Annotated in this window: 12 protein-coding genes; 7 read left to right on the top strand and 5 right to left on the bottom strand. The window is 69.5% G+C overall.

The window, feature by feature from the left end; translation table 11 throughout:
- Window positions 1-58 precede the first annotated feature (58 nt).
- Both fabI and fabG read right to left on the bottom strand, forming a co-directional pair.
- Complete coding sequence (fabI, locus tag ACZ6DT_RS36970; RefSeq protein WP_465603929.1) at window positions 59-826, bottom strand: enoyl-ACP reductase FabI; 768 nt, start codon at window positions 824-826, stop codon at window positions 59-61.
- 48 nt (window positions 827-874) lie between these two features.
- On the bottom strand, window positions 875-1,579 hold the full coding sequence (gene fabG, locus ACZ6DT_RS36965) for a beta-ketoacyl-ACP reductase (RefSeq protein WP_016334125.1): 705 nt from the start codon (window positions 1,577-1,579) through the stop codon (window positions 875-877).
- A 192-nt stretch (window positions 1,580-1,771) separates the two neighbouring features.
- Between fabG and ACZ6DT_RS36960 the strand changes: the two genes are divergently transcribed.
- The 6 genes from ACZ6DT_RS36960 (at window position 1,772) to ACZ6DT_RS36935 (ending at window position 8,612) form a co-directional block, all read left to right on the top strand.
- Complete coding sequence (locus ACZ6DT_RS36960) at window positions 1,772-3,130, top strand: MFS transporter (RefSeq protein WP_465603927.1); 1,359 nt, start codon at window positions 1,772-1,774, stop codon at window positions 3,128-3,130.
- A gap of 10 nt (window positions 3,131-3,140) precedes the next feature.
- A complete protein-coding gene (locus tag ACZ6DT_RS36955) occupies window positions 3,141-3,809 on the top strand; it encodes a response regulator transcription factor (RefSeq protein WP_465603925.1) in 669 nt (222 codons plus the stop codon).
- Window positions 3,810-3,812: 3 nt separating this feature from the next.
- A complete protein-coding gene (locus ACZ6DT_RS36950; RefSeq protein WP_465603923.1) occupies window positions 3,813-5,216 on the top strand; it encodes a sensor histidine kinase in 1,404 nt (467 codons plus the stop codon).
- Window positions 5,213-6,154 (top strand): TAXI family TRAP transporter solute-binding subunit, encoded by a 942-nt coding sequence (locus ACZ6DT_RS36945; protein ID WP_465603921.1) that lies wholly within the window; start codon window positions 5,213-5,215, stop codon window positions 6,152-6,154. The genes ACZ6DT_RS36950 and ACZ6DT_RS36945 overlap by 4 nt, the downstream gene beginning before the upstream one ends.
- A 100-nt stretch (window positions 6,155-6,254) precedes the next feature.
- Complete coding sequence (locus tag ACZ6DT_RS36940) at window positions 6,255-7,541, top strand: alpha/beta hydrolase family protein (protein ID WP_465603919.1); 1,287 nt, start codon at window positions 6,255-6,257, stop codon at window positions 7,539-7,541.
- A gap of 639 nt (window positions 7,542-8,180) precedes the next feature.
- Window positions 8,181-8,612, top strand: a complete 432-nt coding sequence (locus ACZ6DT_RS36935; RefSeq protein WP_465603918.1) for an acyl-CoA thioesterase — start codon at window positions 8,181-8,183, stop codon at window positions 8,610-8,612.
- Here the strand turns inward: ACZ6DT_RS36935 and ACZ6DT_RS36930 are convergent.
- On the bottom strand, window positions 8,600-10,195 hold the full coding sequence (locus ACZ6DT_RS36930) for an alkaline phosphatase D family protein (RefSeq protein ID WP_465603916.1): 1,596 nt from the start codon (window positions 10,193-10,195) through the stop codon (window positions 8,600-8,602). The genes ACZ6DT_RS36935 and ACZ6DT_RS36930 overlap by 13 nt on opposite strands.
- Before the next feature lie 111 nt (window positions 10,196-10,306).
- On the opposite strand from ACZ6DT_RS36930, the gene ACZ6DT_RS36925 reads away from it, so the two are divergent.
- Complete coding sequence (locus ACZ6DT_RS36925) at window positions 10,307-10,768, top strand: tRNA (cytidine(34)-2'-O)-methyltransferase (protein WP_465603914.1); 462 nt, start codon at window positions 10,307-10,309, stop codon at window positions 10,766-10,768.
- Window positions 10,769-10,853: 85 nt separating this feature from the next.
- On the opposite strand, the gene ACZ6DT_RS36920 is transcribed toward ACZ6DT_RS36925, so the two are convergent.
- Together ACZ6DT_RS36920 and ACZ6DT_RS36915 are read right to left on the bottom strand one after the other, a co-directional pair.
- Window positions 10,854-11,834, bottom strand: a complete 981-nt coding sequence (locus ACZ6DT_RS36920) for a VWA domain-containing protein (protein ID WP_016334115.1) — start codon at window positions 11,832-11,834, stop codon at window positions 10,854-10,856.
- Window positions 11,831-12,715: a DUF58 domain-containing protein gene (locus ACZ6DT_RS36915; protein ID WP_465604050.1), complete on the bottom strand. Its 885-nt coding sequence runs from the start codon at window positions 12,713-12,715 to the stop codon at window positions 11,831-11,833. Before ACZ6DT_RS36915 ends, ACZ6DT_RS36920 begins: the two co-directional genes overlap by 4 nt.
- Window positions 12,716-12,730 lie beyond the last annotated feature (15 nt).

The raw sequence follows: 12,730 nt of genomic DNA, 5'->3' as shown, positions 1-12,730 counted from the left end.
TGAAGGCCCCCTTCCTTGCGCCTGGCGCAAGGAAGGGGGCCTTCATGTACTTGTGGAACTAGAAGCCGGTGGCGTGCAAACCGCCGTCGACCATGATCATCGAACCGGTGGTCGCGGGCAGCCAGTCCGAAAGCACGGCGCAGACGGACTTCGCCGTCGGGTCCGGGTCGGAACTGTCCCAGCCGAGCGGGGCCCGGTCGCCCCAGCCGTTCTCCAGATCCGAGAACCCGGGGATCGACTTCGCGGCCATGGTCTTCATCGGGCCGGCGCTGACCAGGTTGACCCGGATGCCCTGCGGGCCCAGGTCGCGGGCCAGGTACCGGTTGACCGACTCCAGCGCGGCCTTCGCGACGCCCATCCAGTTGTAAGCGGGCCACGCGACGCGCGCGTCGAAGTCCATGCCGACGATCGACGAACCGCGCGACAGCAGCGGCAGGGTCGCGACCGTGAGTGCCTTGAAGGAGTACGCCGAGACGTCGACGGCTACCTTCACGTCTTCGCTGGGGGCGTCCAGGAACGGCGCACCCAGGCACGACGGCGGGGCGAACCCGATCGAGTGCAGCACCCCGTCGAGACCGTCGACGTGCTCACGGACGCGGTCGGCGAGCGAGTCGAGGTGCTCCTGGTTGGTGACGTCCAGCTCCAGCACCGGCGCCTCCTCGGGGAGACGCTTGGCGATGCGCTCGACGAGCGACAGCCTGCCGAAGCCGGTGAGCACGACCTTCGCGCCCTCCTGCTGCGCGATCTTGGCCGCGTGGAACGCGAGCGAGGCGTCGGTGATGACGCCGGTGATCAGCAGGCGCTTGCCTTCGAGCAGTCCTGGCACGGGACCTCCAGTCCGGGTGGTTTCGATCAGTACGGGAAAACGGGGACGTCAGTGGCCCATGCCGAGGCCGCCGTCGACCGGCAGCACGGCGCCGTTGACGTACCCGGCCTCTTCGGAGGCGAGATAGCGGACGGCTGCGGCGATCTCCGACGGCTCGGCGTACCGGCCGGAGGGAACCTGGGCGAGGATCTCCTTCTTGCGGTCCTCGCCGAGTTCGTCGGTCATGTCCGTGGCGACGAATCCCGGCGCGATGACGTTCGAGGTGATGTTGCGCGAGCCCAGCTCACGCGCGAGCGAACGGGCGAGACCGACGAGACCGGCCTTGCTCGCCGCGTAGTTGACCTGGCCGGCCGAGCCGGTGAGGCCGACGACGGACGAGATGAAGATGTAGCGACCCCATTTCCCGCGCAGCATGCCGCGCGAGGCGCGTTTGGCGACCCGGTAGGCGCCGGTGAGGTTGGCGTCCACCACTCGGGTGAACTGCTCCTCGCTCATCCGCATGAGGAGGGTGTCGTCGGTCATGCCCGCGTTCGCGACGAGGACCTCGACCGGGCCCTGGTGCTCCTCGACGAGTTTGAAGGCGGCGTCGATCTGCTCGGCGTCGGTGACGTCGGCCTGCACCCCGAAGAGGCCTTCGGGCGCTCCGGAACCGCGGTGTGTGATCGCGACCTTGTGCCCCTGCGCCGCGAGGTCCTTCGCGATCGCCAAACCGATGCCGCGGTTTCCGCCGGTGACCAGTACCGACCGTCCCACTTCAGCTCTCCTCGCCTCGTCCTGTCGCGCTGACGGCACTGAGGTTATCGGCACACCCGGCGCCCGCCGGAGCCGCGCCACCCCTACCTCCGGGTAACCGCGACCGTCCTAAGCGGATGTTAGGAACCGCGCCGAAACCTTGCCCGGCGGTCACGGATTGTTCACCGTGAGCCGGAACACAGGAGGTCAAAGATGACAACCCGGATCGGCGAAGCGTCGCCGCCCGTGAGCGAGAGGCGAGTCGTCGGCAACGTGCTGCGCGGCTCCATCGGCAACCTGGTCGAGTGGTACGACTGGTACGCCTACGCCGCCTTCACCACGTACTTCGCCAAGTCCTTCTTCCCCACCAAAGACACAACGGCGGCCTTCCTCGGCACCGCTGCGGTCTTCGCCGTCGGTTTCCTCATGCGGCCGCTCGGCGGCTGGATGCTGGGCCGGTTCGCCGACCGCTTCGGGCGGCGAAGCGCACTCGTGCTTTCCGTCACTTTGATGGCCGCGGGCTCGTTGATGATCGCGCTGACGCCGACCTACGCCTCGATCGGGATCGCCGCGCCGATCCTGCTGCTGGTGGCCCGGCTCATCCAAGGGCTCTCGGTCGGCGGTGAGTATTCGACCTCCGCGACCTATCTGTCCGAAGTGGCCACTCCGGGCAAGCGCGGCTTCTACTCCAGCTTCCAGTACGTGACGCTCTACGGCGGCCAGCTGCTGGCGCTCGGTCTCCAGCTGCTGCTGCAGGCCACCCTGACCGAACAACAGCTGACGTCGTGGGGCTGGCGGATCGCGTTCGTCGTCGGCGCGCTCGCCGCGGTCGTGGTGATGTTCCTGCGCCGCGGGATGGACGAGTCGGCCAGCTTCGAGGAGGCCAAGGCGTCCGGCACCGGCAAGGACGCGGGCGACAAGGGCACGCTGCGAGCGCTGATCAAGTACCCCAAGGAGATCGCGCTCGTCATCGGCCTCACCCTCGGCGGCACGGTGTCGTTCTACACCTTCGCCACCTACAGTCAGAAGTTCATGGAGAACACCGCGGGCATCCCGCGCCGGACGGTCACGCTGATCCTGTTCTGCGCGATCCTCGTGGCCGCGATCCTGCAGCCGTTCGCGGGCAAACTCTCCGACCGCATCGGCCGCCGTCCGCTGCTGATGTTCTTCGGCATCGCCGGCACGCTGCTGACCGTCCCGATCATGACGCTGATGGGCGGGACGAAGGAGCCGGTGCTCGCCTTCCTGCTGATGCTGGCCGGGCTGGTGATCGTCACCGGGTACACCTCGATCAACGCGATCGTGAAGGCCGAGCTGTTCCCGACGAAGATCCGCGCCATCGGCGTCGGTCTCCCCTACGCGCTCACCGTGGCGATCTTCGGCGGCACCGCCGAGCTCATCGCGCAGGCGCTGAAGGGCGCCGGTCACGAATCGGTGTTCTTCTTCTACGTCGCGGGCTGTGTCCTGGTGTCGCTGATCGTGTACGGCACAATGCGGGAAACCTCGAAGACCTCGGAGCTGGACAAGAAGAAGCAGCCCGAGCCCGAGCTCGTGTCCGGCCGGGAAGGCTAGGCGGGAAGGTATGGCCGTGCGGGTGCTGCTCGTCGAAGACGACGCCGGGGTCGCCGACGCGCTCGCCGAAGCGCTGCAATCGCGCGGCCATACCGTCTCCCACGCGATCCGGGGCAGCGACGCGCTGCACCGGCATCGCGCGGCCGACGTGATCCTGCTGGATCTCAACCTGCCCGACATGCACGGGCTCGACGTGCTCAGGAAGGTCCGGCAGGTGTCGCCGGTGCCGGTGCTCGTGCTCACCGCGAGCGGGGACGAACGGTCCGTGGTGCGCGGACTGCGGCTCGGCGCCGACGACTACCTGACCAAACCGGTCCGCCTGGCCGAACTGCTGGCGAGGATGGACGCGGTCGTCCGGCGTGCCGCGGTCTCGGCCACGCCGCAGGACGGCGTCGTCCGCGTCGAGGACGTCGAGATCGACCTCGGCGCGCGGCGCGTGCTTGTCGACGGGACCGACATCGGGCTCACCGCCAAGGAATTCGCCGTACTCGCCGTGCTCGCCGCGCGGCCGGGCACCGCGGTGAGCCGCCAGCAGCTGATGGACGAGGTCTGGGGCGACGCGTACCTCGCCGTCTCCCGTTCGCTCGACGTGCACCTGACCCAGCTGCGCGCGAAGCTCGACCGGCCGGGACTGCTCACCACGATCCGGGGTTTCGGCTACCGCCTCGGCCGGGACTGACCCGTGCGCACCCGGCTGTTGGTCGTCCTCGTCGCGCTCGCGCTGACCGTGGTCGCCGCGTTCGCGATCCCGTTGTTCGGTTCGACCGCCGCGCAGCGGACCCAGCAGCTGGTGATCGCCCGCAACGCCGACGTCGACCGGTTCGCCGTCCTCGCCCAGCAGTCCGTCGACGCCGGCGACGCGACCACGCTGACGGTCGACGCCGCCCGGTATTCGTCGTTATACGGCGAGGCCGTCGTGGTGGTCGACGCGCGCGGAGGTCCGCTGGTCGAAACCGGCGGGATGACCGCCGGGGAACCGGTGGTCCGCTCGCTCGTCGAGGCCGCGCTGCGCAACCAGCCCGCGAAGGGACCGGAGCAGCTGAGCCCATGGTCGGCGGATCCGGTCTACTTCGCCCGCCCTGTGGGAACCGGGACCCGGGTGGCCGGAGTGGTCGTCCTTCGCGCGTCGGTGACCGCGGCGGCGGCCGACGTCGCCACCCGCTGGGCCGCCATCGTCGCGGGCGCGGTGCTGGTCGCGGCGCTGTTCGTCCTGCTCGCGGTCCTGCTCGCCCGCTGGATGGTGCGGCCGCTGCACGAATTGGAAACCGGCGTCCAGGCGGTCACCGAGGGGCATCGCGCACAGGTGCCCGACCGCGCGGGGCCCCGCGAGCTGCGTTCGCTCGCCACGTCGTTCAACCGGATGTCCGACGCCGTCGTCGAGGCGTCCGAGCAGCAGCGGCGGCTCGTCGCGGACGCGTCGCATCAGCTGCGGAATCCCATGGCCGCCTTGCGGTTGCGGGTGGATTCGCTGGCCGCGCAGGTCGACGGGGACGGCCAGCGGGCCTACCGGGCGACCGTCGCGGAGGTCGAGCGCCTGGAGTCCTTGCTCGACGGGCTGCTCGCGCTGGCGCTCGCCGAAAGCGCCGCGACCCGGCTCGCCGCGGGTGAATCCGGCGACGAACCCTGCGATCTCCCGGCCGTACTGGCCGAACGGGTCGACGCGTGGCGTCCCTCGGCAGACGACGCGGGAGTCCACCTCGCGGCGTCGGAAGGCCACGACGAGCCGGTGCCCGTGCGGTGCCCGGAAGGCGATCTCGCCCAGGTGCTGGACGTCCTGCTGGACAACGCGGTGCACTACGCGGGCCGCGGCGCCACGATCACCACCGGCTATGTGGCCGGTGACGCGAGCGCCACGGTCTTCGTCTCCGACAACGGTCCTGGACTGTCCACAGAGGACCGTGAACGGGCGACCGAACGGTTCTGGCGGGCAGGTGGCGACGGCGCGCCGCGCGGGACGGGACTCGGCCTCTCGATCGCGAACCAGCACGTGCTCGCCCGGGGCGGGAAACTCGAGCTGCGCCAAGCCGAACCGCACGGACTCGAAGTCCGCGTCGAACTCCCCCTCGCCACGGGAGGGACATCATGACCGTCACCAGGCGTACGGCGATAGTCGCCGGGCTGGCCACACTCGCGGGCTGTTCGACGGCGGGTTACCGGGGGCCGGAGCGGGAGGTCGTCATCTCGGCGGGCGAAAGCGGCGGTTTCTATCTCGCCTTCGCGGAACTGCTCGCCCAGCAGCTGAACCGCGCCGAGCCGCGGCTGCGCGCGACGGCCGTCGCCACCGAGGCCAGCGTCGAGAACCTCCGGCGGTTGCGGGACGGCCGGGCCGATCTCGGGCTCGTCCTCGGCGACGTCGCCGAGGCGGCCTTCGCCGGCGCGGAGCCGTTCTCCGTCCCGATCGCCTTCTCGGCCATCGGCCGTGTCTACGAGAACTATCACCAGCTCGTGGTCCGCGCGGACGGCCGTGTGCGGTCGCTCGCCGATCTGGCCGGACGGCCGGTGGCGATGGGCGCGAGCGGCTCCGGCGTGGCGGTGTTCAGCTCGCGGCTGTTCGCCCGCGCCCAAGTTTCGGTGAAGGCGAAGAACCTGCTCCTGGGTGCGGCGATCACCGCGTTGGCGGCACACGAGGTCGACGCGCTGTTCTGGTCCGGCGGGATCCCGACTCCCGCGCTCACCGAGCTGAACCGGACCACCGCGATCACCCTGCTCCCCCTGGACGCCCATCTGCCGGAGCTGCGGGCGGGCTACGGCCCGGTATATGACCAGGTCCACGTGCCGGCGCAGGCCTACCAGGGAGTCGGCGAACTGCGGACGATCGGCGTCGCGAACCTGTTGCTGGCCGCGCCTTCGCTACCCGACGACGTCGCGGCCGCCGTCGCGCGCGTGCTCGCCGGACACGCCGCCGACCTCGTCCCCGCACCCGCTGTCGGAACCCAGTTCCTCGACGTCCGGACGCTGATCGGTACCGGCAAGGTCCCGCTGCATCCCGGTGCCGCGTCGGCCTACCGTGCCCTGCACGGGTGACCCGCGCTCCATCCTCAGAGGGATGCGCGCCGACCTGGAGCGCTGCCAGAGTCGGAGGCAGGCGGCCGCCCGGCCGCCCCGATCCGGAAGGACTCCAGCAGTGTCATCGAGACACACCAGGGTGGTGCGGGGTTCGGCGCTGATCGCGGGCCTCGCGCTCGCGGGCGGGCTCGCCACGGCGGCCCCCGCCGTCGCGGCCGGCCAGGCCAAGCTCACCGCACCGGCCCTCACCGGCCACCACGACGTCGGTACCACCGACATCCACCTCGTCGACGGTTCCCGGCCCGATCCGTGGAAACCGGAACGGCGCCGGGAACTCATGGTCACCGTCACCTATCCGGCGGACCGGTTCGCCGACGGGCCGCGCGCGCCGTGGCTCACCCCGGGGATGAGCGGCGTCATCGACCAGGCGCTGTCCGGCGAGGACTATCTCGGCCTCCCGGTCGGCTCCATCGACTGGGCGTCGGCGAAGCGACGGGCCGAGATCGGCGTTCCCGCCGCGCATGGCGCGCCCAAGCCGGTCGCGCTCTTCTCCCCCGGTTTCGGCGGCCCTCGGGAGACGTACTCGGCGATCGTCGACGATCTGGCGAGCCGTGGCTACGTGGTCGTCTCGCTCTCGCACACCTATGAGAGCGCGGCGGTCGAATTCCCCGGCGGGCGGCTCGAAACGGCCCTGCCGCCGGGCGAGGGACCCGAATTCATGAAGAAGGCCCTCGACGCACGGGTCGGCGACACCCGATTCGTCCTCGACCAGCTCGCGAAGATCGCCCGTGGCGAGAATCCCGACGCGGAGAAGCGGCAGCTCCCCCGCGGCCTCGGCTGGTCCCTCGACCTGTCCCGCGTCGGCGCCTACGGGCATTCCTACGGCGGGTTCACCTCCGGCGAGACGATGGTGCACGACCGCCGGATCGACGCCGGGATCAACCTGGACGGCGCGATGGCGACCGCGTTCGGCTACCCCCCGGGCAGTGCCTACGTGCCCGGCGAGGTCACGAAACGCGGTCTCGACCGGCCGTTCATGCTGATGGGCGCCGAGGGCGTCGACGAGAACGGGAAGCCGCTGGAGCACACGCACCGGCAGCCCGAGTTCGACCGCAGCTGGTCCGACTTCTGGGCCAACCAACGAGGCTGGAAGCGGGACCTGCTGCTGCGCGGCGGCAGCACGCACATGGCCTACAGCGATCTTCAGGTCGTCGTGCCGCAACTCGGCTCGCGAGTGGCGCCGGAGAAACGTGAGGCGGTCATCGGCACCATCGATCCCCGCCGATCGCTGGCGGCGCAACGGGAGTACATCGGCGCGTTCTTCGATCTGCACCTGAAGGGCCGCGACCGGCACCTGTTCGACGGTGAGTCGCCGCGCCATCCGAACATCGATTTCATCGACTGAACCCCGTGAAGGGCTCCTTCCCCCGAGGCCAGGGTCCCGGCAAAGTCGCATAGCCGCTGGTCGGTTTCGCTCTTGGTAATTCGAGCTGGGCATCGTCTACTACCCCAAGGGGGCAGATGACAGGGGGCCGAGCCGCATGACGGGATGGACGACGCGAGTGAGCCGATGGACGACACGCGTGTCGTCCATCCTGTCACGTGTGTCGTCCCGCTGGTCACGCGACACCGCCACCCGCACACCGCGATAGTTACCAGGCGAGCCCTCTCTTAGGTACCTGCGGCGTTCCTTTGCCTGATGCCACGAGGTCGTACGAGGTACATGAAGGCCCCCTTCCTGTACCTAGACGCAAGGAAGGGGCCTTCATGTACTGGGAAGGGAACCTTCACGCGCAGCACCAGTAGGTACCTAAACCCTCTTGGCTCTAACCATCCTCACCACTTACGACCGCTCCGCAAACACCCGAATCGGGCACCATCTCCCCTGAAGCGTCCTCTGTGGACAGTCGAGAAGGTGCCAGGCCGCTGTGACGAGCCCGCCTCCGTCACTCCAACACTCACTTGACCAGCGGTGATGCGACTGCGCCGGAACCCTGCCCTCAAGCCAAGCCAAAGGAAGGAGTCTTTCACGTAGGTTGGAACCGTGACCGAGCCACGGAAACCGATCGTCGAAATGCCGCTGCGCGTGCGCTACCACGAATGCGACGGACAGGGCATCGTGTTCAACGCGAACTACCTCGCCTACGTCGACATGGCCATGTTCGAAGTGGAGAAGGCCCTCTTCGGCTCCCACGAAGCGGCGCTGGACCACGGTGTCGACGTCGTGGTCGCCGAGTCGAACCTCCGCTATCGCGCGCCCTGCCGCTACGACGACGAACTGGTCGTGGCCGTGTACCTGGACCATCTCGGCACGACGTCGCTGATCGTCGACTTCGAGATCAGCCGCGGCGGCGACCTGTGCACGGAAGTGAAGACCCGCTACGTCTTCGTCGACCCGAAGACGCTCAGGAAGGCGGCGCCACCCGCGTCGGTGCGCGAGGTGTACGCCGCCCTCTTGCCCGCTCAGGCGGACTGAACGCCGGGGCGCCGGTCTTCGACGACGTAGCTGGCACGCGTGCTGATCGGCGCGCCGGGGGTGTTGACGAACGGCACCACCCGGAAGTCGCTTCGCCAGCGCCGCCGGTTGACGTTGACCCGGACGTACCCGCGCTGGCTGTTGAAGAACTTCATGTGCGGGTTGGCCTTCAACAGGTTCTCCCCGGCAGGCGTCATGTCGGCGCCGTTGCCGCCGCTGGTGATCGATGTCCCGACGAACTCGCTCGCGACGGTGGGCGAACCCGGGTCGCCGAAGTCGCGTTTGAGGTCCCAGGCGTAGTTCTGGTGCCTGTCACCGGTGATGACCACCAGGTTCCGCACGCCGCGGTCCTGCGCGGCGGCGAGCACACGGTCGCGGTCGGAGACGTAGCCGTCCCACGGGTCGAGGTGGACGTTCGTGGCCTCCCCGGCGTCGGTGTCGGTCTGGCCCATCGGCGCCTGGTTGCCGAGGATCTGCCACCGCGCGCGGGACCGGGAGAAGCCGTCGAGCAGCCATTTCCGCTGTTCCGAACCGAGCAGCGTGCGCTCCTCGTCGAATCGCTCGGTGCAGTTCGCCGACTGGCCGTCACCGCACGGCTGGTCGTCGCGGTACTGGCGGGTGTCGAGCATGGTGAAGTCGGCCAGCGTGCCATAGCTCAGCCTCCGGTGAAGCCGCGCGTCCGGCCCCTTCGGCAGCTGGGCGATGCGGTACGGCAGGTGCTCGTACATCGCCTGGAACGCCTGGGCGCGCCGCTGGCGGAACACCGCGCGGTCCTGGTCCGGCTCCTTGTCGATCTGCGAGATGTCGCCCGCCCAGTTGTTCTCCACCTCGTGGTCGTCGTTGACGTGAATCCACGGGAAGGCGGCGTGCGCGGCCATCAGCGGCGCCTCGGACTTGTAGAGCGCGTACTGGAGCCGGTAGCGGGCCAGGTCGAAGGTCTCGCCCTTGAACTGCGGCCCCACCGGCGTTCCGCGGCCGACACCCGTGACGCCGCTTTCGTAGAGGTAATCGCCCAGGTGCACGACCAGGTCGAGGTCCTCGGCCGCCATGTGCTCGTACGCGGTGAAGTGCCCGGCCTCCCAGTTCTGACACGACGCGAACGCGAAGTTCAGCTCGCGCGGCGACGACCACGCGACGGGCGCCGTCCGGGTGCGGCCGACCGGCGAGACCTCGCCACCGGTGCGGAAGCGGTAGAAGTACTCGTGATCCGGCGCGAGACCGTGGATCTCGGGGTGCACGGAGTGGCCGAGTTCGGGCGTGGCGACCACGGACCCGCGACGGATCACGGCGCGGAAGCGCTCGTCGAGCGACACCTCGTACTCGACGCGGACCGGCGTCCGCGGCATCCCGCCGAGGCCGTCGGCCTCGTAGGGCTTCGGCGCGAGCCTGGTCCAGAGCACGACACCGCCGGGCAACGGGTCACCCGACGCGACACCGAGGGTGAACGGGTCACCGGCACCGCGAGCGAGCGGCATCGCGCCGGCGGCGTTCCAGGCACCGGTCCCCAGCAGGACCGCGGCCGCGCCGGCGGAGCCATAACCGAGGAAGCGACGCCGCGACAGGGGATGAGGGAGTGAAGGCATGAAGCCCTCCTGTGGTGGGATGGTCACGGGCGGGCCTCATGCTCGTCCGGCATGATGGCCACCCGGCCGCGCTCAGGCGAAGCGACCGTGAACGAAAGACGATCAACCCTCGTGTTCCGCATCCTGTTCTACCGCCCGGAAATCCCGCCCAACACGGGTAACGCGATCCGCTTGACCGCGAACACCGGCTGCGAACTCCACCTGGTGGAGCCGCTCGGTTTCACCCTGGAGGACAAGCAGTTGCGCCGCGCCGGGCTCGACTACCACGACCTCGCGCGCGTCCACGTCCACGCGGATATCGACGCCGCGTGGACGGCGCTGCTCCCCGCCCGGGTCTACGCGTTCAGCGCTTCGGCGACGCGGCTGCACACCGATGTCGCGTACGAGCCCGGAGATGTGCTGATGTTCGGGCCGGAGTCGGCTGGGCTGCCCGCGGAGGTCCGGGAGGCCTCCCAGGTGACCGACCGGGTGCGGCTGCCGATGCTGCCGACGAGCCGTTCGCTGAACCTGTCGAACACCGCGGCGATCGCCGTCTACGAGGCTTGGCGGCAGAACGGCTTCGGGACCCCCTGAGGCGCTCAGCCCCGTGCTATGAACGGTCCGTTACTTGCAAATTTTGCAAGTAACGGACCGTTCATAGCACGCGCGGTAGGTGAAACTAGGGCAGTCGCTGCCCCAGGAAGAGCGAAGCGGCCGCCCCGATCATCAGCACCAAAGTCCCCAGAATGACCCAAGGCCTGCTCGCGTCGGCGTCCTTCAGTTCGTACCCGATCTGCTCACCGAGGTCGTCGTACACGCGTTTCAGTTCGTCCGCGCTCGCCGCCTTGTAGAAGTCGCCACCCGAAAGCCGGGCGATCTCCTCCAGCGACTCGTCGTCGACCTTCACGTCCTGCGGTTTGCCATCGATGTCGACTGAACCGTGCGTGGTCCCGAACGAGATCGACGAGATCGGCACCTGGGCCTGCTTCGCGGCCTGCGCGGCCGTGTAGCCGCCTCGCGGGGCGTACAGGTCGTCCGGGACCGTCTGCTTGCCGTCACTCATCAGGACGATCCGGGCGGGCGGCGGACCTTCCGCGCCGCCGACGATCGCCGAGAAGCTCTCGATCGACTGCAACGCCGCGAAAATCCCCTCACCGGTGGCCGTCGACTGCGCCAGCTTGAGGTTGTCGATCGCCTTCACCACACCGCCGCGGTCGGTGGTCGGCGCGACCAGTACGGTCGCCGTCCCCGCGAAGGAGATCAGCCCGAGGTTCACCCCGGGGGTCATGTTCTGCGCGAACGAACGCGCCGACTCCTGGGCCGCCTTCAACCGGGTCGGGGCGACGTCGGTCGCTTCCATCGACAGTGAGGTGTCGATCACCAGCATCACGGTCGCCCGGTTGCGGGGCACCTTCTGCTCGGCCGTCGGCCCGGCGAGCGCGACGGTCAGCACCAGCAGCGAGAGCACGATCAGGATGGCGGGAACGTGGCGCACCCATCCCTGGCTCTTCGGCGCGACCTTTTCCAGCAGTTCCAGGTTGGCGAACCGCATGGTGCGCTTGCGCCGCGCACGCTGGGAGAGCACATAGCCCACGGCCACCGCGGCGACCGCCAGCAGCAGCAGGAACCACCACGGTGACGCGAATCCGGTCAGGCTCACGCGACACCACCGGACCAGCGGCGTTTGCGGGCCACCACGAACCGGACCATATCCGCGATCCAATCCGAATCGGTGCGCAGCACCAGATGCGCGGCACCGGCCCGGCGCAGCGCGGCCGCGACATCCTGGCGGTGCGCATGCGCCGCGGCGCCGAACTCCTTGCGCAGCAAGGCCGAAGCGTGCACTTCGCGCTGTTTCCCTGTCTCCGGGTCGGCCAGCACGACGGTGCCCACGTCGGGCAGGTCGATGTCGCGCGGGTCGAGGACTTCGATGGCGATGAGGTCGTGGTGCCCACCGAGCGCGCGCAACGGGCGCTGCCATTCCATGTCACCGAGGAAGTCGGAGATCACGACGGCGAGCCCGCGACGGCGGGGCGGGCGGCGCAATTTCTCCAGCGCCGCGGCGAGATCCCCGCGGACACCTTCCTCGGCACGCGGGGTTTCGGCGATCTTGCGGACCAGTCCCCGCGCATGGGGGAGCCCGCCGCGTGCCGGGATGCGCGTGATGCTGCCCGCCCCGTTGGAGACGAGCGCGCCGATCCGGTTGCCGCCACCGCCGGTCAGGTGGGCGACGGCGGCCGTCGCGCAGACGACCAGGTCGCGCTTCTCACACAGCGCGGTGCCGAAGTCGAGACTCGCGGACACGTCCGCCACCAGCCACGTCTCCAGCTCGCGGTCGGCGACGGTCTCCCGGATGTGCGGGCTCGTCGTCCGGGCGGTGACCGCCCAGTCCATCCGGCGGACGTCGTCACCGGGCTGATACGGCCGGGCCTCCCCCGGTTCCGAACCGGGCCCCGGCACCAGGCCGAGATGATTCCCCTGCAGCAGACCGTCGAGACGACGGCGCACGTCGAGTTCGAGCGTGCGCAGGCCCGCCTCCATCCGCTCCCCGCGGAG

The organism is Amycolatopsis sp. NPDC041971 (assembly GCF_055588925.1).
Note: the sequence above shows the minus strand (reverse complement) of the source record. Positions and strands in the feature narration are given on the sequence as shown.